At 63.1% G+C, this 20,925-nt stretch carries 20 protein-coding genes and 1 riboswitch; of the genes, 12 read left to right on the top strand and 8 right to left on the bottom strand.

Features of this window, described 5'->3' with window-relative positions:
- The first annotated feature begins 15 nt into the window (after positions 1 to 15).
- Together ligB and B9A31_RS02830 are read left to right on the top strand one after the other, a co-directional pair.
- Entirely contained in the window at positions 16 to 1,716 is a 1,701-nt protein-coding gene (gene ligB / locus B9A31_RS02835) for an NAD-dependent DNA ligase LigB (protein ID WP_084296641.1), read from the top strand.
- 132 nt (positions 1,717 to 1,848) lie between these two features.
- The gene (locus B9A31_RS02830; RefSeq protein WP_016712391.1) at positions 1,849 to 2,241 is read left to right on the top strand and encodes a DUF1090 domain-containing protein; all 393 of its coding nucleotides are present in this window, start codon (positions 1,849 to 1,851) and stop codon (positions 2,239 to 2,241) included.
- 42 nt (positions 2,242 to 2,283) lie between these two features.
- Here B9A31_RS02830 and B9A31_RS02825 read toward each other — a convergent pair whose 3' ends face one another.
- Positions 2,284 to 2,730: a c-type cytochrome gene (locus tag B9A31_RS02825; RefSeq protein ID WP_084296640.1), complete on the bottom strand. Its 447-nt coding sequence runs from the start codon at positions 2,728 to 2,730 to the stop codon at positions 2,284 to 2,286.
- A 119-nt stretch (positions 2,731 to 2,849) separates the two neighbouring features.
- Here B9A31_RS02825 and B9A31_RS02820 point away from each other — a divergent pair, with 119 nt between their 5' ends.
- Positions 2,850 to 4,001, top strand: coding sequence for a murein transglycosylase A (locus tag B9A31_RS02820; protein ID WP_016712393.1), 1,152 nt, complete (start codon positions 2,850 to 2,852; stop codon positions 3,999 to 4,001).
- Between the two features lie 49 nt (positions 4,002 to 4,050).
- On the opposite strand, the gene B9A31_RS02815 is transcribed toward B9A31_RS02820, so the two are convergent.
- Entirely contained in the window at positions 4,051 to 4,437 is a 387-nt protein-coding gene (locus tag B9A31_RS02815; RefSeq protein ID WP_019096159.1) for an MAPEG family protein, read from the bottom strand.
- A gap of 27 nt (positions 4,438 to 4,464) precedes the next feature.
- On the bottom strand, positions 4,465 to 5,298 hold the full coding sequence (locus B9A31_RS02810) for an EamA family transporter (protein ID WP_084296639.1): 834 nt from the start codon (positions 5,296 to 5,298) through the stop codon (positions 4,465 to 4,467).
- Positions 5,299 to 5,487: 189 nt separating this feature from the next.
- Between B9A31_RS02810 and B9A31_RS02805 the strand changes: the two genes are divergently transcribed.
- Positions 5,488 to 6,723 (top strand): cation:proton antiporter, encoded by a 1,236-nt coding sequence (locus B9A31_RS02805; protein WP_016712396.1) that lies wholly within the window; start codon positions 5,488 to 5,490, stop codon positions 6,721 to 6,723.
- 33 nt (positions 6,724 to 6,756) lie between these two features.
- Here the strand turns inward: B9A31_RS02805 and B9A31_RS02800 are convergent, their stop codons facing one another.
- Entirely contained in the window at positions 6,757 to 7,158 is a 402-nt protein-coding gene (locus B9A31_RS02800; RefSeq protein ID WP_016712397.1) for an acyl-CoA thioesterase, read from the bottom strand.
- Between the two features lie 178 nt (positions 7,159 to 7,336).
- Positions 7,337 to 7,433, top strand: a riboswitch (S-adenosyl-L-homocysteine riboswitch).
- Positions 7,434 to 7,453: 20 nt separating this feature from the next.
- Between B9A31_RS02800 and ahcY the strand changes: the two genes are divergently transcribed.
- The 5 genes from ahcY (at position 7,454) to B9A31_RS02775 (ending at position 13,953) form a co-directional block, all read left to right on the top strand.
- Positions 7,454 to 8,863 carry an adenosylhomocysteinase gene (gene ahcY, locus B9A31_RS02795; protein ID WP_019096157.1) on the top strand — a complete coding sequence of 470 codons (1,410 nt, stop codon included), beginning with the start codon at positions 7,454 to 7,456 and terminating at the stop codon, positions 8,861 to 8,863.
- A gap of 108 nt (positions 8,864 to 8,971) precedes the next feature.
- Positions 8,972 to 9,817 (top strand): methylenetetrahydrofolate reductase [NAD(P)H], encoded by an 846-nt coding sequence (metF, locus tag B9A31_RS02790; RefSeq protein WP_016712399.1) that lies wholly within the window; start codon positions 8,972 to 8,974, stop codon positions 9,815 to 9,817.
- Between the two features lie 93 nt (positions 9,818 to 9,910).
- The gene (locus tag B9A31_RS02785; protein ID WP_025752372.1) at positions 9,911 to 10,984 is read left to right on the top strand and encodes a hypothetical protein; all 1,074 of its coding nucleotides are present in this window, start codon (positions 9,911 to 9,913) and stop codon (positions 10,982 to 10,984) included.
- A gap of 66 nt (positions 10,985 to 11,050) precedes the next feature.
- Positions 11,051 to 11,839 carry a substrate-binding periplasmic protein gene (locus B9A31_RS02780; RefSeq protein WP_019096156.1) on the top strand — a complete coding sequence of 263 codons (789 nt, stop codon included), beginning with the start codon at positions 11,051 to 11,053 and terminating at the stop codon, positions 11,837 to 11,839.
- Positions 11,840 to 12,057: 218 nt separating this feature from the next.
- A complete protein-coding gene (locus B9A31_RS02775; protein ID WP_027610035.1) occupies positions 12,058 to 13,953 on the top strand; it encodes a DEAD/DEAH box helicase in 1,896 nt (631 codons plus the stop codon).
- Positions 13,954 to 14,004: 51 nt separating this feature from the next.
- Here B9A31_RS02775 and B9A31_RS02770 read toward each other — a convergent pair whose 3' ends face one another.
- The 3 genes from B9A31_RS02770 to B9A31_RS02760 form a co-directional block, all read right to left on the bottom strand.
- On the bottom strand, positions 14,005 to 14,583 hold the full coding sequence (locus B9A31_RS02770; protein ID WP_019096618.1) for a YceI family protein: 579 nt from the start codon (positions 14,581 to 14,583) through the stop codon (positions 14,005 to 14,007).
- A 32-nt stretch (positions 14,584 to 14,615) separates the two neighbouring features.
- Positions 14,616 to 15,167 carry a cytochrome b gene (locus tag B9A31_RS02765; RefSeq protein ID WP_019096619.1) on the bottom strand — a complete coding sequence of 184 codons (552 nt, stop codon included), beginning with the start codon at positions 15,165 to 15,167 and terminating at the stop codon, positions 14,616 to 14,618.
- 211 nt (positions 15,168 to 15,378) lie between these two features.
- Entirely contained in the window at positions 15,379 to 17,235 is a 1,857-nt protein-coding gene (locus B9A31_RS02760; protein WP_019096620.1) for a flavin monoamine oxidase family protein, read from the bottom strand.
- 210 nt (positions 17,236 to 17,445) lie between these two features.
- Here B9A31_RS02760 and B9A31_RS02755 point away from each other — a divergent pair, with 210 nt between their 5' ends.
- The 3 genes from B9A31_RS02755 (at position 17,446) to B9A31_RS02745 (ending at position 20,253) form a co-directional block, all read left to right on the top strand.
- A complete protein-coding gene (locus B9A31_RS02755; protein WP_016712406.1) occupies positions 17,446 to 17,937 on the top strand; it encodes a hypothetical protein in 492 nt (163 codons plus the stop codon).
- A 79-nt stretch (positions 17,938 to 18,016) separates the two neighbouring features.
- The gene (locus B9A31_RS02750) at positions 18,017 to 19,423 is read left to right on the top strand and encodes an adenosylmethionine--8-amino-7-oxononanoate transaminase (protein ID WP_016712407.1); all 1,407 of its coding nucleotides are present in this window, start codon (positions 18,017 to 18,019) and stop codon (positions 19,421 to 19,423) included.
- Between the two features lie 110 nt (positions 19,424 to 19,533).
- The gene (locus B9A31_RS02745) at positions 19,534 to 20,253 is read left to right on the top strand and encodes a 16S rRNA (uracil(1498)-N(3))-methyltransferase (protein ID WP_019096621.1); all 720 of its coding nucleotides are present in this window, start codon (positions 19,534 to 19,536) and stop codon (positions 20,251 to 20,253) included.
- On the opposite strand, the gene B9A31_RS02740 is transcribed toward B9A31_RS02745, so the two are convergent.
- On the bottom strand, positions 20,254 to 20,871 hold the full coding sequence (locus tag B9A31_RS02740; RefSeq protein WP_025752365.1) for a PAQR family membrane homeostasis protein TrhA: 618 nt from the start codon (positions 20,869 to 20,871) through the stop codon (positions 20,254 to 20,256).
- Between the last annotated feature and the right edge of the window lie 54 nt (positions 20,872 to 20,925).

The raw sequence follows: 20,925 nt of genomic DNA, 5'->3' as shown, positions 1-20,925 counted from the left end.
GCAAGGATGCTGGCCATGCTTCACCCTTTGTTGCTTACCCTGCTGCTGTTGCAGCAGGCCCCAATGGCCCGGGCCGAGCAGTGCCCCGACTGGTCTGCACAACACGTCGACGCCGAAGTAGCGCAACTGCGGGCCACACTTGCCCGCTGGGACGATCACTACCACCGACAAGGTGTTGCGCTGGTGGCCGACGCGCTTTACGACCAGAGCCGCCTACGCCTGGAGCATTTGCAGCAATGCTTTGGCCTGGCCACCGCTCCATCCCCCTTGGCCAGCGCGCGAGGCCCGATCCCTCACGCGGTACCGCATACCGGCATCGACAAGCTGGCTGATCGCCAGGCCGTCGCACGTTGGCTGGTCGGCAAGACCGGTGTATGGGTGCAGCCCAAGATCGACGGTGTTGCCGTCTCGCTCACCTATCGGCAAGGCCAGCTGGTGCAGTTGGTCAGTCGCGGAGACGGCGTGCAAGGGCACGACTGGAGCCGGCACATTCCCCAGCTAGGCACCCTCACCCGGCAGTTGCCTCAGGCAATCGACCTGCAATTGCAGGGTGAGTTGTATCTGCGCCTGGACCAGCATGTGCAAGCCCGGGCAGGCAGCGCCAACGCCCGCGGCACCGTGGCCGGGCTGCTCGCACGCAAACAGCTGACAACTGAACAAGGCGCCGGCATCGGCCTGTTCGTCTGGGACTGGCCGCACGGCCCCAGCCAGCAGGCTGAGCGCCTCAAGCAACTGGCGCAACTGGGCTTTCCGGAAAGCCTGCGCTACAGCATCGCCATAGGCACCACGGACGAGGCCGCCCATTGGCGCGACCACTGGTACCGCTCTGCCCTGCCTTTCGCCACCGATGGTGTGGTGCTGCGCCAGGGCAGTCGGCCGCCGGCAGAGCGCTGGCAAGCCAAGGCGCCTTACTGGATCGCGGCCTGGAAGTACCCCTATGCACAGGCCTTGGCCGAAGTGCGTGACGTACGCTTCCGGGTCGGTCGCACCGGCAAGGTCACGCCAGTTTTGCAATTGCTGCCGGTCACCCTGGACGACCGGCGCATTACCCAAGTGAGCCTGGGCTCACTGGCGCGCTGGCACAGCCTCGACATCCGCCCCGGAGACCAAGTGGCCATCAGCCTGGCCGGCCTGACCATCCCACGCCTGGAGCAGGTGGTGCATCGCGCAGTCGAACGCCAGGCGGTCAGCGCGCCGGCGCCCGACCGGTACCACGCCCACACTTGCTGGCAGGCCAGCGAGGGCTGCGAGGAGCAGTTCATTGCCCGCCTGACGTGGCTCAGCGGTAAACACGGGCTGGCCTTGCCACGCACCGGGCCTGGCACCTGGCGCCGGCTGGTGGACGCCGGGCTAGTGACATCGATGGCCGACTGGTTGCATCTGGATGCCGAGCGCCTGGGCCAGGTGGCAGGCATCAGTGATGCGACATCTGTGCAGTTGGCGAGCAGCTTCGATGCGGCCCGCTCACGGCCTTTTGCCCAATGGTTGCGCGGGCTGGGCACACCCCTACCGTCGAGCCTGCAACTGGCAGGCGACTGGCCAGGGCTGGAAAAACGCAGCAGCCGTGAATGGCAAGCCTTGGCCGGGATTGGCGAAAAGCGTGGGCAGCAACTGGCGGCGTTTTTTGCTGCCAATGAGGTTCAAGCCCTTGCCGCAGAGCTGGCCCTGGCAGGGATCAACGGGTTCCAGAATGGCAGCGAACCCATCGAGCAATGATTTTTTACCAATTTACTTGTAGGGAAACCCTGAGATTGCTCCGGAAAAAGCCGACAAGGGTTCCTAAATGGGCAAAACCAAGGCAGGATTTCCACCAACTTTTGCTGCCCCGCCCCGTCCAGGAGGCTTTTCATGAAACGTATTTCGACCCTTTTGCTGCTCGCGACACTTGGCCTGGCCGCAGGCACCGCACAGGCTGCCCAGCCGGATGCCGGCCTGACCGGCTGCGCCGCCAAGCGCAGTGCCATCGAAAACCAGCTGAAGATCGCCCGTGACCATGGCAACAGCGACCAGGTTGCAGGGTTGGAAGAAGCCCTGCGCGGGGTGGACAACTGCACCGACGCCAGCCTGCGCAAGGAACGTGAGCAGAAGGTGCTCGACGCCCGCCATGAAGTGGCGCAGCGGGAAAAAGACTTGAAGAAGGCCGAGAAGAAAGGCGACGCCGAGAAGATCAACAAGCGCAAGGACAAGCTGGCCGAGTCGCGTAAAGAATTGCAGGAAGCAGTCGACGACCTGGACCGCTGAGACCAGCAGCAAACGCGGTCGATGTAGAAGCGGCCCATGCCATCAGTGATTGCGGAATTCGGTATGACAGGCCTTGCACGCCGTTTCGACCTTGTCCATCGGCGCCTTCAACTGCGCGGCATCCAGCGGCTGGCTGCGGGTTACACCGACCAGTTCGCCGGTAACGCCCTCCAGTTGCCGGGCCAGGTCATGAAAACGCGCTTGGCGCTCCCATACCTCGGCACGGGCGGCGCTGTCGCCGCCATCGCGTACCTGAGGAAAGTGCTGCCAGGGTTGATGGGCAAGGCCGTCCAGCTTCAGCGCACCTTCGGCAAACTTCACCCCGTCGAACGGCAACCGGCCACGCAGCATGCCACCCAGGTCTTCGCTGGTCTTGAGCATGTCCTTGAAGATCACCTTGCGCTTGCCCAGCGGCGAGTTCGGGTCAACCCGGTCACAACCGCCCAGGGCCAGTGCTGCCAGCAGAACAACGGTCAATCGCTTCAACATCACGCTCACTTCGGCCTACGCAAATGGGCGGCCAGTATCGCTGCCCAAGGGCCAAAGACCAATAGCCACATAAATTACAGGGGTGAATCTTCATGTTCGCCCATGACAGGAATGCACTCATGAAATCTGCCCTGCGCCATCTGGCCTGGACACTCCCTGTACTGGCGTTGCTGGCCGGCTGCAATGGCGGCGAGAACGCCAAGCCCGAGCCCCACGCCATCGCCACCTATGCCCCGGCCACCTGGAAAGACCTGCCGGCGGTCAGCGATGAAGACCTGTTGGCCGGCTTTTACGCCTGGCGTAGCGGCTGCGAGAAGCTCAAGCGCGACCCCGTGTGGGCTGCCACCTGTGAAGCGGCCGGAAGCGCCACGGCAAGCGCCGCGCAAGTGCGCACCTTTCTGGAGCAGAACCTGGAGGTGTACGGCCTGCGCTCTGCCGAGAACAACGCCAACGGCCTGATCACCGGTTACTACGAGCCGGTCTACCCCGGCAGCCTGAAGCAGTCGTCGACCAACCATGTGGCGGTTTATGGCATTCCTGAGGACATGATCGTGGTCGACCTGGCCAGCGTGTACCCCGAGCTGAAGGGCAAACGCCTGCGCGGTCGCCTCGATGGCCGGGTGCTCAAGCCTTACGACACTGCCGAGGTGATCAACCGTGACGGCGTCAAGGCGCCGGTGCTGGCCTGGCTGACCGACCCGATGGACCTGCAGTTCCTGCAGATCCAGGGCTCCGGCCGCGTCCAGCTGGAGGACGGTCGGCAACTGCGCCTGGGCTACGCCGACCAGAACGGCCACCCCTACCGGCCAATCGGCCGCTGGCTGGTGGAACAGGGCCAGCTGAAAAAAGAAGAGGTGAGCATGGGCGCGATTCATGCCTGGGCCCAGGCCAACCCGCAGCGCGTGCCGGAACTGCTGGCCAGCAACCCCAGCTACGTGTTCTTCAGCACCCGCCCGGACAGCAACGAGGGCCCGCGCGGGTCGCTGAATGTGCCGCTGACTGCCGGCTACAGCGTGGCCATCGACCGCAAGGTGATACCGCTGGGTAGCCTGTTGTGGCTGTCCACGACTCGCCCGGATGGCTCGCCGGTGGTGCGCCCGGTTGGGGCGCAGGACACGGGCGGGGCGATTGCTGGCGAGGTGCGTGCGGACCTGTTCTGGGGTACCGGGCCGCAAGCCGGCGAGCTGGCCGGGAACATGAAGCAGCAGGGGCAGATCTGGATGCTGTGGCCCAAGGGCCAGCCACTGCCAGAAGTACCCAAAGTGCCTTGATCGGCGCTGGATTCTTCGCGGGCTTGCCCGCGAAGAAGGCCACTCTGTTTCAGATGGAAACCACAAAGAACGACACGATCAGCGCCAGCCCGGCAAACCACACCAGCGACCTCAAGGCAGCCCAATCCGCCAGATAGCAGATGATGTACAGCAGCCGGCTGGTGATGTACATCACCCCCAGCACATCCTGCGTCACCTGCTCGGCATTGCCGACGATGTCCGCTACCAGCACCGCTGCGGCAAACGCCGGAAACGCCTCGTAGCCGTTCTGCTGCGCAGCATGCGCACGCCGCGGTAAACCCGACAAAGTATCAAGGAAGGCGCGCGGATCATGGTTGTCCTTGAGGCCGAAGCGGCCGCTGGCCACCTTGGCGATCAAGGCACACAGCGGATTCAACAGCAGCGCGATCAAAATGCACCACAGGGCAACGGTCATGCTCAGGACTCCTTGTTCGAAAATGGGTTAGAGCTTCATCACCAGCATGCCTGCCAGGACCAGCCCGCAAGCTAGGAGTCTTGGCCCGCCAAAAGGTTCTTTGAGGTAGCGCATGCCCAGCACCACCACCAGGATCACGCTCAACTCGCGCAACGCAGCTGCCTCGGCCACCGACCCCAGATGCATGGCCCAGAGCACCAGGGCGTAGCTGAACAATACACAAAAGCCCACCGCCAGCCCCAGGCGCCATTGTGTTCGCCAGAACAGCATGAACGGCGCGCGCCGAGCCACGCTGGCCAGCAGCGGAAATTGCCAGGCGCTGAGCAGGGTCAACCACACCAGGTAGTCCCAAGGCTTGCCCCACAAGCGCACCGCCTGGCCATCGAACCAGGTGTAGCAGCCGATGCACAGGCCAATCAGGGCAACCACCGGCAGCATCGACCAAGGCAGCCGGTCGCCACCACCGCCCTGCCACAACAGGCAGGCCATGCCACACGGGATCAACAGGATGCCGATGATCTGCTGCTGGCTCAGCGACTCCCCGGCGAAGGCCAGGGTCAGCCCCAGCACCACCAATGGTGACAGGCCGCGCATCAGAGGATAGACCAGCCCCAGGTCGCCCACGCGATAGGCCTGGATCAGCAAATAGCGGTACAACTGCTCGGCGAGTGCCGAAGCGATCAACCAAGGCCAGATTTCAGCGGGCGGCACATCGACGAACGCCACGGCCAGCACCGCGAAAGCGAGTGCAACCGTGTCCATGCTGGCGATTACCAGCAGGCGTTCGCCGCTGAATTTGATCAGGGTATTCCAGGTCGCATGCAGCAGGGCGGCGACCAGCACCAGGGATGTTGCCAACACGCCTTCTTATCCTTGCAGGGTTGTAAGGGCTCGAATATAGGGCATTCCGGGGGGCCGCCGCGCCCCCGACATGGGAACGATTTAAGGGAATCCGGTCAAACCCTGTGTCCCGAACCCCGCGCCAGGTCATCAAAGAACTGCCCGAGCCATTCGGGTAACGACTTGGAAGCCACTGTTACAGGATTCGGGATGCTTGAATTAGTTGCCGCGTTTATCTGCCTCACCACCCTTCTTACCTACGTCAATTACCGCTTCATCGGCCTGCCCCCCGCCATCGGCGTGATGGTCACGGCATTGCTGTTCTCCCTGATGCTGCAGGGCCTGAGCCTGATCGGCTTCCCGGGCCTGGAAGAACGCGTCGAAGGCTTGATGAACCAGATCGATTTCAACGACCTGCTGATGCACTGGATGCTGGCCTTCCTGCTGTTTGCCGGCGCACTGCACGTCAACCTCAGCGACCTGCGCAGCTACCGTTGGCCCATTGGCCTGCTGGCGACATTGGGCGTGCTGATCGCCACCGTGGTTATCGGCTACTTGTCGCACTGGGTATTCGCCCTGTTCGGCTGGCAGGTGCCGTTGATTTACTGCCTGCTGTTCGGTGCGCTGATTTCCCCCACCGACCCGATTGCCGTGCTGGGCGCGCTGCGTACCGCCAACGCCTCCAAACCGCTGAAAACCACTATCGTTGGCGAGTCGCTGTTCAACGATGGCACGGCGGTAGTGGTGTTCACCGTGCTGCTGGGCATCATCCAGCTGGGTGAAACACCGAGCATGACCGACACCGCCATCCTGTTCGCCCGGGAGGCCATCGGTGGCGTGGTGTTCGGCGGCCTGATCGGCTACGCCACCTACCGCATGATCAAAAGTGTCGAGCAGTACCAGGTCGAGGTCATGCTGACCCTGGCACTGGTCATTGGTGGCTCGGCCATGTGCTACGAGCTGCATGTCTCCGCGCCGATCGCCATGGTGGTGGCCGGCCTGATCATCGGTAACCTGGGGCGTAACCTGGCGATGAATGACATGACTCGTCGCTACATGGACGGTTTCTGGGAGTTGATCGATGACATGCTCAACGCCTTGTTGTTCGCGTTGATCGGCCTGGAGCTGTTGCTGCTGCCGTTCAACTGGATGCACCTGGCGGCCGGCGGCGTGCTGGCGCTGGCGGTGCTGCTGTCGCGGTTGCTGACCGTGGCCCCGGCCATTGTGCTGCTGCGGCGCTGGCGCCCGGTGCCGAAAGGCACGGTGCGGGTGCTGACCTGGGGTGGCTTGCGGGGTGGGGTGTCGGTGGCCCTGGCGCTGTCGTTGCCGCTGGGCGAGGAGCGTGACCTGCTGCTGTCGATCACCTACATCGTGGTGCTGTCGTCGATTCTGGTGCAGGGGTTGAGCATCGGGCGGGTGGTGCGCAAGGTCAGCGCCCAGCCTTGAGATTCTGGGGCCGCTTTGCGGCCCCCGGAATCGTCATTCCACCGCAGAATCCGGGAACTGGTCCTGGATGTACTTGATCTCGGTACGCCCATGCGGCGCCGGCAGGCCGTCTTCACCCAGGTTGACGAAGACCATCTTGTCGACCGTGAGGATGGCCTTGCGGCTGATCTTGTTGCGCACTTCGCACTTGAGCGTGATCGAGGTACGACCAAACTCGGTGGCGGTGATGCCCAGCTCGATGATGTCGCCTTGGCGCGAAGCGCTGACGAAGTTGATTTCCGAAATGTACTTGGTTACCACGCGCTGGTTGCCCAGCTGGACGATGGCGTAGATCGCCGCCTCTTCGTCGATCCAGCGCAACAGGCTGCCACCGAACAGGGTGCCATTGGGGTTGAGGTCTTCGGGTTTAACCCACTTGCGGGTGTGAAAGTTCATCTGTACTCCTGACCTGCTTGGCTAACGTAGAGCAATGATGGCAGAGCGGCCGCCATCGCTCCATTGAACATCGACTATCGTCGCGATTAATCGACAGAAAACCTTGGGCAAGCGGGCGGGGGCGGCTATAATCTGCGCCGCTTCACATGGTTGCCCACAGCGGTGCCATGCCCGCCACCTGTCCGAGGGGCGCTGCAGCAGGCTAGGCCTGTCAGGCTCGGATGGGGCGTTGCTCGCTCTTGCGGGCGCTTAACGCACAACGGCGCCCATTCGCACACTACGAATGGAGGCTCTCATGAGCGCTGCAAACATGCCTGCTGGTTTTACCGATTACAAAGTCGCCGACATCTCCCTGGCCGCCTGGGGCCGTCGCGAAACCATCATTGCCGAATCGGAAATGCCTGCGCTGATGGGCCTGCGTCGCAAGTACCTGGCCGAGCAGCCGCTCAAGGGTGCGAAAATCCTGGGCTGCATCCACATGACCATCCAGACCGCCGTGCTGATCGAAACCCTGGTAGCCCTGGGTGCCGAAGTGCGCTGGTCGTCCTGCAACATCTTCTCCACTCAAGACCAGGCCGCCGCGTCCATCGCCGCCGCTGGCATTCCGGTATTCGCCTGGAAAGGTGAAACCGAAGAAGAGTACGAGTGGTGCCTGGAGCAGACCATCCTGAAAGATGGCCAGCCATGGGACGCCAACATGGTCCTCGACGACGGTGGCGACCTGACCGAGCTGCTGCACAAGAAGTACCCACAGGTACTGGACCGCGTACACGGCGTGACCGAAGAGACCACCACCGGCGTACACCGCCTGCTGGACATGCTGGCCAAGGGCGAGCTGAAGGTGCCGGCCATCAACGTCAACGACTCGGTCACCAAGAGCAAGAACGACAACAAGTACGGCTGCCGTCACAGCCTGAACGACGCCATCAAGCGCGGCACCGACCACCTGCTGTCGGGCAAGCAAGCCCTGGTGATCGGCTACGGTGACGTGGGCAAGGGCTCGGCCCAGTCCCTGCGCCAGGAAGGCATGATCGTGAAGGTCACCGAAGTTGACCCGATCTGCGCCATGCAGGCCTGCATGGACGGCTTCGAGCTGGTCTCGCCGTTCATCGATGGCATCAACAACGGCACCGAAGCCAGCATCGACAAGGCCCTGCTGGGCAAGATCGACCTGATCGTCACCACCACTGGTAACGTCAACGTCTGCGACGCCAACATGCTCAAGGCCCTGAAGAAGCGTGCCGTGGTCTGCAACATCGGCCACTTCGATAACGAAATCGACACCGCGTTCATGCGCAAGAACTGGGCCTGGGAAGAGGTCAAGCCGCAGGTACACAAGATCCACCGTACCGGCGCTGGCAGCTTCGACCCACAGAACGACGACTACCTGATCCTGCTGGCCGAAGGCCGCCTGGTCAACCTGGGTAACGCCACTGGCCACCCAAGCCGCATCATGGACGGTTCGTTCGCCAACCAGGTACTGGCCCAGATCTTCCTGTTCAAGCAGAAGTTCGCCGACCTGTCGGCCGAGAAGAAGGCCGAGCGCCTGACCGTAGAAGTGCTGCCGAAGAAACTCGACGAAGAAGTGGCCCTGGAAATGGTTCGCGGCTTCGGCGGTGTGGTCACCAAGCTGACTCAGCAACAAGCCGACTACATCGGTGTGACCGTCGAAGGCCCGTTCAAGCCGCACGCCTACCGCTACTAAGCGTTCGTAGGCAACGCTTCGCAACGATGCCCAAGCCAGGCCGGCCCACACCGCCCTGGCTTTTACTTGCAGCCTGCCGCGTGAAGCAGGCTGCTTGAGGAACGAGTGATGTCACAAGAACGCCGCTACAGTTTCGAGTTCTTCCCCACCAAGACCGACGCCGGTCACGAAAAGCTGATGGGCGTCGCCCGCCAGCTGGCAAGCTACAACCCGGACTTCTTCTCCTGCACCTACGGCGCCGGCGGCTCCACCCGCGACCGCACGCTGAACACCGTGCTGCAGCTGGAAAGCGAAGTGAAGGTACCTGCCGCGCCGCACCTGTCGTGCGTGGGCGACTCCAAGGACGACCTGCGCGCCCTGCTGGCCGAATACAAGGCCGCCGGCATCAAGCGCATCGTCGCCCTGCGTGGCGACCTGCCGTCGGGCATGGGCATGGCCAGTGGCGAACTGCGCTACGCCAGCGACCTGGTCGAGTTCATCCGCCAGGAAACAGCTGATCACTTCCACCTGGAAGTGGCCGCCTACCCTGAGATGCACCCGCAGGCGCGCAACTTCGAGGCCGACCTGGCCAACTTCGTGCACAAGGTCAAGGCCGGTGCCGACAGCGCCATCACCCAGTACTTCTTCAACGCCGACAGCTACTTCTACTTCGTCGAGCGCGCACAGAAGCTGGGCGTGGACATCCCGGTGGTGCCTGGCATCATGCCAATCACCAACTACAGCAAGCTGGCCCGTTTCTCCGACGCCTGTGGCGCCGAGATCCCGCGCTGGATCCGCAAGCAGCTGGAAGCCTATGCCGACGACACCGCCAGCATCCAGGCCTTCGGCGAAGAAGTGATCACCCGCATGTGCGAACAGCTGCTGCAAGGTGGCGCACCGGGCCTGCACTTCTACACCTTGAACCAGGCCGAACCGAGCCTGGCGATCTGGAACAACCTCAAGCTGCCGCGCTGAAATCTTTTGGCAAAGTCTGCTTAAGAAATGATTAAGGCTTTGGTCATAGACTAAAGCCTTATTCATTTTCGGGTTACACAGGTCTTGCCTGCCATGCAGCATTCCCAGCCACCGCGTCCACAGCTTGTCTACCTGGCTTTTGGCCCGGCAACCTATCACCAGGAAGCCTGCTTCAGCATTGTCAGCGCCCTTGCCCACCTGGGTACGGCACGTGAAGCCATGGACATCCAGGTGTACACCGACAACCCGCAGCCCTATGCCAAACTGCCTGTCAGCATCCACCTGCTGGACGAAGCCACGCGCCAGGCATGGAACGCCCCCCACGGTTATCACTTTCGCAGCAAGCACGTGCTGTTGCGCCAGGTGCTGGAGCAACACCCGCTGGCGGTGCTGATCGACACCGACACCTTTTTCCGCACGTCGCCACTGCAACTGTTCGCCCGCGTGGCCCCGGGCAAGCTGCTGTGCAATGCCATCGGCCCGCGCTACGGCGCGAACCAGAAGTGCCTGCTGTACAAGAACCTGCTGACCATTTTGCAAGGCCGGGGCCTGGCCGACTGCCAGATGCCACTGATCAACTCCGGCGTGATCGGCCTCACGGCCGAGGACGCCAGCACACTGGACAGCTCCATCGCCATGATGGACGAGTTCTACCCCCTCGCCCGCGAGGCCTATACCCTCGAAGAGTTCTGCCTGGCGGTGGCGGCCTATCGCCAACTGGAGCTGGCTGAATGCACCGATGTCATCCACCACTACTGGAGCCGCAAGGCGCAATTCCGCGCCAAGATCCAGGCCTGGCTGCGCAAGCACGGCCACGACCCGCTGGGCCAGGCGGCGCTGGCTGACGTCAAGCTGGTCAACGACCAGCTACCCCGGCCTCCCGCGCTGCACCGCCTGGGCTACAAGGCGTTGAGCATGACCCTACCCAGGCACGAGCGCCAGTTCGCCCGCGAGTTGCTCTATGGCTGCTACCCCTACCCCAATGAGTTCGACCGCGCCTGCGCGCCGGCCTGGTGGGACAAGGCCCTGGAAAACCTCAACGCCCGCTACGGCCAGCTGCAGCCCGAGCAACTGCGCCAGTGCTTGCGCCACCCGGGGCTGCGGCTGTCGCTGGGTGAGCGGCGCAAGGAAATCGAGACACATTTGCTGAGGTCCTCCCACATTTGAGTGGGCCGGCAGAGGAGAACATCACACCCTCTGGCCTAGAACAGGCCGAGCGCGTAATCTCCGGCCATGCCACTCGTCGCCCGCCTGTTCTGCACCCTGCTGCTCGCCTGCCTGAGCCCGTCGGCCTTGGGCGAGCGTCTGCGCCTGGTGTCCGATGACTGGGCACCCTACATCTACCAGCAGAATGGCCAACCCCACGGCATCGACTACGAAGTCACCACCGAAGTGTTCAAACGCCTCGGCGTCGAGGTGGAATGGCAGTTCCTTCCATGGAAGCGCTGCCTGGCAATGATCGAGCAAGGCCTGGCCGACGGGATTCTGGACATCTTCCAGACCGAAGCCCGGCGCCCCTACCTGGTCTATGCCCCCGAGCTCTTGTCGCAAGTCGAATTCGTGTTGTTCCAGGCGCGCGCACGCCGCCACCCTGTGACCGCCACAGACGACCTCGCAGGCCTCACCATCGGCACCTCGCCCGGCTATGCCTACGGCGCCGCGTTCAACGAGGCCACGCATTTCCGTCGGGAAGCCGCACCCACCCAGGAAGCCAACTTCGGCAAGCTGCTGCTGGGCCGTATCGACCTGGCAATCACCGATCGCAAGGTTGGTCATTACCTGCTCCGGCAACTGGGCCTGGAACAGCAAGTAGAGGCGCTGCCGCTGGTGATCAGCCGCCAGGCCCAGTATCTGGGGCTGGTACGTAAACCCGGGCGTGAGGCATTGGCCCTGGCCTTTGCCGAAGCACTGCAGCGTTTCAAACAGGAACCGGCCTTTGCCGCCATCAACCAGCGCTACACAGGCGACATCGGAAACATTCTCAACGCCGTTGAGCAGCAGGAAAGCAGCACAGCGCGATAGCTCTGTTATACTCGGGCCTTCCCGCCCGGCTCACGCCCGGACGCTCGGCCTCGCAACAGGCATCCCGATCGGCACCGACGCCCCTTCGCGTCCACCCTCCGTTTCCCGGATGTGCAGTGAAAGCCCAGCTGGACCGGACGCGATCGCATCCCACCGATGCCCGTCGCGCCAGGCAGAACATCCCAACGGGCCCAGCCCACACGAGAACAGGATCGCCCATGTCCTTTGCTTCCCTCGGTCTCTCCGAGGCTCTTGTCCGCGCTATCGAGGCTGCGGGCTATACCCAGCCGACCCCCGTGCAACAGCGGGCCATTCCCGCCGTGTTGCAAGGCCGTGACCTGATGGTTGCCGCACAGACAGGTACTGGTAAAACCGGCGGTTTCGCCCTGCCGATTCTCGAGCGCCTGTTCCCGGCCGGCCACCCCGACAAGTCGCAACGTCACGGCCCGCGTCAGCCGCGCGTTCTGGTCCTGACCCCGACCCGCGAACTGGCAGCCCAGGTGCACGACAGCTTCAAGGTGTATGCCCGCGACCTGCCCCTGGTCAGCGCCTGCATCTTCGGCGGCGTTGGCATGAACCCGCAGATCCAGGCCATCGCCAAAGGCGTTGACGTGCTGGTTGCCTGCCCGGGCCGCCTGCTCGACCTGGCCGGCCAAGGCAAGGTCGACCTGGCCCACGTGGAAATCCTGGTACTCGACGAAGCCGACCGCATGCTCGACATGGGCTTCATCCACGACGTCAAGAAAGTACTGGCCCGCCTGCCGGCCAAGCGCCAGAACCTGCTGTTCTCGGCCACCTTCTCCAAGGACATCACCGACCTCGCCGACAAGCTCCTGCATAACCCGGAGCGTATCGAGGTCACCCCGCCGAACACCACGGTCGAACGTATCGAGCAACGCGTCTACCGCCTGCCTGCCAGCCACAAGCGCGCGCTGCTGGCACACCTGATTACCCTGGGTGCCTGGGAACAGGTGCTGGTGTTCACCCGTACCAAGCACGGCGCCAACCGCCTGGCCGAGTACCTGGAAAAACACGGCCTGAGCGCCGCTGCGATCCACGGCAACAAGAGCCAGAACGCCCGCACCAAGGCGCTGGCCGACTTCAAGGCCAACAGCGTGCGCGTGCTGGTTGCCACCGACATCGCCGCCCGCGGCCTGGACATCGACCAACTGCCTCATGTGGTCAACTTCGAGCTGCCCAATGTCGAGGAAGATTATGTTCACCGCATTGGCCGTACCGGCCGTGCCGGTCGTTCGGGCGAGGCGATTTCCATGGTCGCGCCGGATGAAGAGAAGCTGCTCAAGAGCATCGAGCGGGTTACCAGGCAGAAGATCCCTGACGGCGACCTGATGGGCTTCGACGCCAGCCAGGTAGAAGCCGAAAAACCCGAAGTGCGCGAGCGCCCGCAGAACAATGGCCGTGGCGGCCGTAATCAGCCACGCGGCGAAGGCAGCAAGGACGCCAACGGCGGCCGCAAGGACAAAGGCAAGGATAAAGGCAAGACCAAGCAGCAGGCTGCGGACAAGCCAGCCGACAAGGAAAAGAGCGGCGACAAGCAACAACAACCGCGCAAGCCGCGTGACAAGAAGCCGCGCCAGCAGCAACAGCAACAGGCCAGCAACAGCAGCGTACCGAAAGCACCAGCCGACCGTGACCCGGAAGAGTTCCTGGACGACGATATCGACAACTTCGGTAACCGCGCCGACTACGTCAGCCCCTACCAGGGCAAGAACCAGGGCCGCAACCGCCGCCCAGGTGGTGGTGCCGGCCAAGGTCAGGGCCAGGGCAATGGCCAGCGCAGCAATGCCGGCGGCCAGGGTCAGGCCCGCAGTGGTGGCCAGCAGCGCAGCGGCGGCGGCGAAAAACGCCCGCCTCGCGCCAACAACGGTAGCGGTGCCCGTCGCGATGGCGGCGGCGCAGGCCGTGGCCGCCCTGCCCGTGACGATGCCGCCCGGCAAGAGCCGGCCGTGCGCAACTCGCGCCAGCCGGAAAAACAGCCGGTGATCATCCGCAAGGAGTCCAAGCTCGACCGTTACCCAACGCCTGAGCAGCTGGATGACCTGCCAAGCCGCCCGCGCGGTGAGCGCCCAGCCTTGTTGACCCGAAAAGGCTAAGAAACGAAAACGCCGCCCAATGGGCGGCGTTTTTTATTGCCGAAGCATCACTTACTTCTGCTTCACACCTTCAACACTGATATCCAGGTCCAGGGTCTGCGAAGTAGCACCCGGGCCTTTGATGCCGAAGTCGTTCAGGTTAAGGGTGGTGGTGGCGTTGAAACCAGCGCGCTCACCGCCCCATGGGTCCTTGCCTTCACCGTTGAAGGTAGCCTTGAAGGTGACCGGCTTGGTCACGCCGTGCAGGGTCAGGTCGCCGGTCACGTCAGCAGTCTTTTCACCTGTGGTCTTGACGGCGGTAGAGACGAACTTGGCTTCCGGGTACTTCTTCACGTCGAGGAAATCGGCACTGGCGATGTGCTTGTCACGCTCGGCGTGGTTTGACCACAGGCTGGCGGTTTTCAGGTCGACGTTGATCTTGCTGGCTTCAGGCTTGGCGCTGTCCCACGTGAAGTTACCGTCGAAGTCCTTGAAGGTACCGTGGATGAAGCTGTAGCCCAGGTGGCTGATTTTCCAGTCAACGAACGCGTGCTGGCCTTCCTTGTCGATCTTGTACTCGGCAGCCATGGCCTGGCCAGCGGAGAGCAGTGCGGTACCGAGCGCCAGAGCGGCAAAAGTCTTTTTCAACATCCTGTTCCTTCCTATGCAATTGAGGTTGAGGGTCAAGCTTTGCGGCCCAGCATGCGGGTCAGGGTCGCGTCACGGTCGATGAAATGGTGCTTGAGCGCTGCCAAGGCATGCAGCACGGCAAAAATGACCAGGCCCCAGGCCAGCCACAGGTGAATGACACCCGCCACGTCTGCCTGATCGGGCAAGTCGCTGATCAATGCCGGCACTTCGAACAGGCCGAACACCGGAATGCCGACGCCGTCGGCGGTGGAAATCAGGTAACCGGCCGCCATCACCGCAAACAGCCCAAGGTACAGGGCCAGGTGCCCCAGCTTGGCCGCCAGGCGGGTGAAGGCGCCATGGTTGGCCGGTGCCGGAGGTGGCGGGCTGACGAAACGCCAGACTACGCGCAGCAACATCACCGCCAACAGCACCAGGCCGATGCTCTTGTGCAGGTCCGGGCCGGCTTTGCGCCAAGGGCTGTAATAGTCGAGGCCGACCATCCACAAGCCCAGGCCAAACAGGCCGAAGACTGCCAGCGCCACACCCCAGTGCAGGATGATGCTGACCACGCCGTAGCGAGAAGATGAATTGCGCAGTTGCATGTTGGCGTGTTTCCCCGTGAAAGCTGTGCACAGACTAACGCGAAATGTATCGAAGAAAAGCGAAAAAAATTGCTTCGGATTATCGAGAAATCCGATAGTTATTCTGTAACCTTCCCATTAAGGAAACATTAACGATAGCCTGGGTGTGCAAGGTTGCCAGTGCCGGCCTCTTCGCGGGTTTACCCGCGAAAGGGGCGGCGCTGGCAATAAATCAACCCGCCTTGGCCTGGGTATTGGCCACAGGTTTCCTGGTCGGTTCGGACTTGGCTGTCGCCTTCTTGGTCTCGGCAGGCTTGTGCGCGGGTTTGTGCGCCGGCGCATGCTTGGCCGGGGCCGCCTTGGTCGCTGCTGGCTTGGCAGCCGCCTCCTTGACCACAGGTGCAGGCGCAACCGGGGCCGGCGCGGCTTGTGGAGCTGGCGCGGATGCCGGCACCACTTCCTCAGCCTTGGCGATCGGCTCGGCCTTCGCTTGCGGCTTGTCCGCCCCGCCAAACAGGCGCTTGAAGAAGCCCGGCTTGTCCTGCTTGGCCTCTTCGACCTTTTTCGGCTCCTCTTTCACTGGCGCCTTGTCAGCCTTGTCGGACGAACCACCGAACAGATTGGAGAAGAAACCGCCCTTGCTTTGCTTGGCGGCCACCGCACCGGCTGCCGCTGCCGCCGCAACCGGCGCCGCTTTGGCCGGGTCGAACGACTTGCCGGCCAACAGGTCCTGCACCTGGCTGGCCGCACGCTGGCCGCTGCGCAGGGCGCCTTCCAGGGTGCCAGGGTACAGGGCATCGGTATGCTCACCGGCAAAGGTGATGCGTTGCACCGGGCGCTCCCACAAGCGCCAGTACTTGCTGATCTGCCCCGGGCCATAAGCCAGGTAGGCGCCGCCGGTGCCGGCGTCGGTGCTGTAGCGCTTGAGCTCGTAACCGGTAAACGCACCACGGGCCTGTGGGTAGAACGCATGCAGGCGGATCAGCACCTGGTCGACCATCTGCTTGTCGCCAAATGCCTGCAGCAGGCGGGCGTTGTCGCCGGACAGGTTGATCACCACGTTGGCGCCGCCCTTGAGCGCAGGCTCGATCCACAGCATGCCGAGGCCGGCGTTACTGAAGATTTCGCCCGACATGCGTGCGCGGCTTTCCCACACGGGCTTCTTGAACTTGAGCATCAGCTGGTCGCGCCAGCCATAGTTGGTGCCCTTCAACGCTGCCAGGTGCTGGTTGTCCAGGCCCGGGGTCATCTGGATCTTGGCCAGGGCGCGCAACGGCACGGCCATGACCAGGTAATCGGCCTGGTAGCCGACGCTGCCGACTTTTACCGTTACCCCGTCCTTGTCCTGGACGATGGCGGTGACCGGCGAGCTGGTCTTGATGGTTTTCAGCTGTTTGACGAAAGCCTGGGCCAGCACCGGGCTGCCACCCGGCAGGCGTGCGGCACGCAGGTCGCGGTCGCTGACGCCACGGTACACGCGGTTCTGCTGGGCGAAGTACAGCAGCGACAGGCGTGACGGCTCGTCGTAGCGGGTACGGATCTGCTGGTTGACCAACTGACGGGCCGTGGCCGGCAGCTGCAACTTGTCGAGCCAGGTGGAGACGTTGATCTGGTCGAGGGCAAACAATGTGCTGGTTGCCTGCGGGTTCAGCGGGTCGTCGATGGAGCGGGCCAGGTCGTCGAGGGTTTTCTCGTAGCGCTTGAGTGCTTCGGCGGTAGCAGGCTGCTTGGTGGCCAGGTCGGTGGCGCTGAAATACTCGCCGTCGATCAGGTAACCGGGGGTACGCACGAACTCCGGCGCCGGCAGTGTTTCAAGTTTGAAACGGTCCAGGTACTGGTTAAGCACCGGCTGCGCCTTGGCGTTGCCGATCCATTCACTGGTGGCCAGGCCCGAACGCCCCCCCATGCCCGATTTGGCTTCCAGCAGGGTCACCTGCCAGCCTTTGGTCTGCAGCTCGTAGGCTGCCGTCAGGCCTGCCAGGCCGCCGCCCACCACGATTGCCGTGGGCGTCTTGTCCTTTGCCAGCGCGGCGCCGCTGGACACACCAATCAATACCAACGCGCACAGGCGCACCCAAGCAGCAGCCATGTCGGCGAACTCCGAGTCAGAGGTTACAGATACGGGAAGAGGCAGGAATGCCCCGAGAGAGATGCGTTAAGAATACGTCACCTCCGCCAACCCTGCCAGCGCAGTGACATCAAGTGCTTTTGGCAACTGACATTTTTGCCAGTAGCCCGGTCACACAGCGGCAAGTGAAACTGACGAAGGTGGCCAGAGCCCCGCCAGGAGGGCACGAACATGATCTTCGAGGAGCACTTTCAACACGTCGAACGGCAGTTTTTGTGGCACAAGCAAACGCTTCGAACAGCCTCTGGCCTGAGTATCCGCTCCAACAGCACCTCATGGACCGGCTTTCATGAAGCGTTCAAGGGCGAAGACGGCACCGAACTGGTCATTGGTGAGCACAGCGATGTGGAGATCACCTTCGCTCAGGAAGTCGCATGCCTGCGGCTGGAGTACTATGTGGTCAGCGATTTCCTCTGTGACGACCTGAACATGCTGTTCGATGCCGACAATAATGACTACGACCTGATTGCTCCGGCGCCGCGCCACTTCTACTGGCTCACCCTGGAAGGCTACGGCGTCCGTGACCTGCGCCCCGGGCCTATTGCGACGTCTCCCTATCACCAGGTGATCGATGGGCCTTTCCGGCGGCTGACCATCTCCACCTCGCAGGCAGGGACCGTACACATCCGCAAGCTTGAATGGACCGGCACCCACCGCCATTGAACGCCAGCGGTTGTCCTGCCCTGCGGCATTGCTTAGGCTTACGCGGTCGAACCACGCCGCAAAGCCAGGAGAAGTGCCCATGGGCCTCAATGATCAGTGGATGCAACGCGACCTCAAGGTCCTGTGGCACCCCTGCACCCAGATGAAAGACCACGAGCAGCTGCCGCTGATCCCGATAAAGCGCGGCGAAGGCGTGTGGCTGGAGGACTTCGAAGGCAAGCGCTACCTGGACGCGGTGAGCAGTTGGTGGGTCAACGTGTTCGGCCATGCCAACCCGCGCATCAACCAGCGCATCAAGGACCAGGTCGACCAGCTGGAACATGTGATTCTGGCCGGGTTCAGCCACCAGCCTGTGATCGAGTTGTCCGAGCGCCTGGTGGCCATGACCCCGGCCGGGCTCGACCGGGTGTTCTATGCCGACAATGGCTCGTCGTGCATCGAAGTGGCGCTGAAGATGAGCTTCCACTACTGGCAGAACGTCGGCAAGCCAGGCAAGAAGCGCTTCGTTACCTTGACCAACAGCTACCACGGCGAAACCATCGCCGCCATGTCGGTAGGCGATGTGCCGTTGTTCACCGAAACCTACAAAGCGTTGCTGCTGGACACCCTCAAGGTGCCCAGCCCCGACTGCTACCTGCGCCCCGAGGGCATGGGCTGGGAAGAGCACTCGCGCAACATGTTCCAGGCCATGGAACAGACCCTGGCTGAGCATCACGCCTCCATCAGCGCCGTGATCGTCGAGCCACTGATCCAGGGCGCTGGCGGCATGCGCATGTACCACCCGGTGTACCTCAAGCTGCTGCGTGAGGCCTGCGACCGCTACGACGTGCACCTGATCCACGACGAGATCGCCGTGGGCTTTGGCCGCACCGGCACGATGTTCGCCTGTGAACAGGCGGGCATCCGCCCGGACTTCCTGTGCCTGTCCAAGGCCCTGACCGGTGGTTATCTGCCGTTGGCCGCCTGCCTGACCACCGACAAGGTGTACCAGGCGTTCTACGACGACTACCCGACCCTGCGCGCATTCCTGCACTCGCACAGCTACACCGGCAACCCGCTGGCATGCGCTGCAGCGCTGGCGACCCTGGACATCTTTGAGCAGGACAACGTGATCGAGGCCAACAAGGCCTTGGCTACGCGCATGGCAACGGCGACTGCACACCTGGCCGATCATGCTCACGTTGCCGAAATTCGCCAGACCGGCATGGCCCTGGCCATCGAGATGGTCAAGGACAAGGCTGGCAAGGTCGCCTACCCGTGGCAGGAGCGGCGCGGCCTGAAGGTGTTCGAGCATGCCCTGACCCGCGGCGCCCTGCTGCGCCCGCTGGGCAGCGTGGTCTACTTCCTGCCGCCTTACGTGATCACACCCGAGCAGATCGACTTCCTGGCGGAAGTGGCCAGTGAAGGCATCGACATCGCTACCCGGGAAAGCGTCAGCGTTGCCGTGCCTGCCAACTTCCACCCCGACTTCCGTGACCCGGGCTAGGCCCGGCAGTTCGCCACATCACTTTTCCTGTGGGAGCGAGCACGCTGCCTGCTTCGCGGGCATGCCCGCTCCCACAGGGGATCTGCGTCTCTCTTCTACCGAGCAAATCCATGAGACTGTCCCGCTTCTTCATCGACGCCCCCCTGAGCCTTGGCGAGCACGACCTGCCCGAAGCCCAGGCCCACTATATCGGCCGCGTACTGCGCATGGTCCCCGGCGACGCCGTGCAGCTGTTCGACGGCAGCGGCCAGGAATACCTCGGCCAGTTGCTCGAAGTGGGCAAGAAAACCGTACGCGTCAACCTCGACCAGGCACTGCCTGGCCAGACCGATTCGCCACTGCATGTACACCTCGGCCAGGGCCTGTCCCGTGGCGAGCGCATGGACTGGGCGATCCAGAAAGCCACCGAACTGGGCGCCAACGAAATCACCCCGATCGTCAGCGAGCGCTGCGAAGTGCGGCTGAAGGACGAACGCGCCGACAAACGCCTGGCCCACTGGCGCCAAGTGGCAATCAGCGCTTGTGAACAATGCGGTCGCTCGACCTTGCCCGTCATTCACCCGCCGATCACGCTGGCCGAGTGGCTGAACAGCACCAAGGCTGACCTGAAACTGGTACTGCACCCGGTGGCCGAGCCGCTCACCAGCCACGACAAGCCTGCCAACCTGGCCTTCCTGATCGGCCCCGAAGGCGGCCTGAGCGAAGGCGAAGTCGAGCACGCCAAAGCATCCGGCTTTCATGCCGCACGCCTCGGCCCACGGGTGCTACGCACCGAGACCGCGCCAGTGGTGGCGCTGTCGGTGGCACAACAGCTTTGGGGCGATTTTTAACTAGCGTACGTAGAACGACACCGCCACGAAGTGCATGAGGCTGCCGGCAATCACGAACAGGTGCCAGATGCCGTGCCCGTGACGCAAGCGGCTGTCGAGGGCGAAGAAGATGATGCCGACGGTGTAGAACACCCCGCCGGCAGCCAGCCAGGCAAAACCGGCAGTGCCCAGCGAGTGGAGCAATGGATTGACCGCCACCAGCACGATCCAGCCCATCACCGCATAGATGATGATCGACAGAACCCGCGCCTCGGAGCGCGGTTTGATCTCTTGCAGCATGCCGATCACCGCCAGCCCCCAGACCACGCCAAACAGGCTCCAGCCCCAGGGGCCGCGCAGGCTGACCAGGCAGAAGGGGGTGTAGCTGCCGGCGATCAGCAGGTAGATCGAAAGGTGATCGAGCTTGCGCATGATCACCTTCGCCCGCCCGCGGGTGCTGTGGTACAGGGTGGAAATGCTGTACAGCAACAGCAGCGTGCTGCCGTAGATGGAGAAACTGACAATCTTCCACGGGTCGCCTTGCAGGCCCGCGACCACGATCAGCCAGATGGCACCGATACAGGCCAGGACAGCACCGACCAGGTGGGTCCAGGCGTTGAAGCGTTCACCGTAATACATGCAAACACAGACCTCCTGAGGTGGGCTGGGTTCCTCATTCCGTCAGTGACGGCC

This window comes from Pseudomonas sp. URIL14HWK12:I5, assembly GCF_900176445.1.
Lineage (GTDB): Bacteria > Pseudomonadota > Gammaproteobacteria > Pseudomonadales > Pseudomonadaceae > Aquipseudomonas > Aquipseudomonas monteilii.
This window is presented reverse-complemented; position numbering and strand designations above follow the sequence as displayed.

What these genes read in the sequence shown, in the direction of transcription:
- B9A31_RS02755 (WP_016712406.1), top strand. Translation starts at nt 17,446, where the DNA reads ATGATCTTCGAGGAGCACTTTCAACACGTCGAACGGCAGTTTTTGTGG.
- B9A31_RS02820 (WP_016712393.1), top strand. Translation starts at nt 2,850, where the DNA reads ATGAAATCTGCCCTGCGCCATCTGGCCTGGACACTCCCTGTACTGGCG.
- B9A31_RS02830 (WP_016712391.1), top strand. Translation starts at nt 1,849, where the DNA reads ATGAAACGTATTTCGACCCTTTTGCTGCTCGCGACACTTGGCCTGGCC.
- B9A31_RS02825 (WP_084296640.1), bottom strand. Translation starts at nt 2,730, where the DNA reads ATGTTGAAGCGATTGACCGTTGTTCTGCTGGCAGCACTGGCCCTGGGC.
- B9A31_RS02740 (WP_025752365.1), bottom strand. Translation starts at nt 20,871, where the DNA reads ATGTATTACGGTGAACGCTTCAACGCCTGGACCCACCTGGTCGGTGCT.
- B9A31_RS02745 (WP_019096621.1), top strand. Translation starts at nt 19,534, where the DNA reads ATGAGACTGTCCCGCTTCTTCATCGACGCCCCCCTGAGCCTTGGCGAG.
- B9A31_RS02750 (WP_016712407.1), top strand. Translation starts at nt 18,017, where the DNA reads ATGGGCCTCAATGATCAGTGGATGCAACGCGACCTCAAGGTCCTGTGG.
- B9A31_RS02800 (WP_016712397.1), bottom strand. Translation starts at nt 7,158, where the DNA reads ATGAACTTTCACACCCGCAAGTGGGTTAAACCCGAAGACCTCAACCCC.
- ligB (WP_084296641.1), top strand. Translation starts at nt 16, where the DNA reads ATGCTTCACCCTTTGTTGCTTACCCTGCTGCTGTTGCAGCAGGCCCCA.
- B9A31_RS02760 (WP_019096620.1), bottom strand. Translation starts at nt 17,235, where the DNA reads ATGGCTGCTGCTTGGGTGCGCCTGTGCGCGTTGGTATTGATTGGTGTG.
- metF (WP_016712399.1), top strand. Translation starts at nt 8,972, where the DNA reads ATGTCACAAGAACGCCGCTACAGTTTCGAGTTCTTCCCCACCAAGACC.
- B9A31_RS02815 (WP_019096159.1), bottom strand. Translation starts at nt 4,437, where the DNA reads ATGACCGTTGCCCTGTGGTGCATTTTGATCGCGCTGCTGTTGAATCCG.
- ahcY (WP_019096157.1), top strand. Translation starts at nt 7,454, where the DNA reads ATGAGCGCTGCAAACATGCCTGCTGGTTTTACCGATTACAAAGTCGCC.
- B9A31_RS02780 (WP_019096156.1), top strand. Translation starts at nt 11,051, where the DNA reads ATGCCACTCGTCGCCCGCCTGTTCTGCACCCTGCTGCTCGCCTGCCTG.
- B9A31_RS02785 (WP_025752372.1), top strand. Translation starts at nt 9,911, where the DNA reads ATGCAGCATTCCCAGCCACCGCGTCCACAGCTTGTCTACCTGGCTTTT.
- B9A31_RS02765 (WP_019096619.1), bottom strand. Translation starts at nt 15,167, where the DNA reads ATGCAACTGCGCAATTCATCTTCTCGCTACGGCGTGGTCAGCATCATC.
- B9A31_RS02805 (WP_016712396.1), top strand. Translation starts at nt 5,488, where the DNA reads ATGCTTGAATTAGTTGCCGCGTTTATCTGCCTCACCACCCTTCTTACC.
- B9A31_RS02770 (WP_019096618.1), bottom strand. Translation starts at nt 14,583, where the DNA reads ATGTTGAAAAAGACTTTTGCCGCTCTGGCGCTCGGTACCGCACTGCTC.
- B9A31_RS02775 (WP_027610035.1), top strand. Translation starts at nt 12,058, where the DNA reads ATGTCCTTTGCTTCCCTCGGTCTCTCCGAGGCTCTTGTCCGCGCTATC.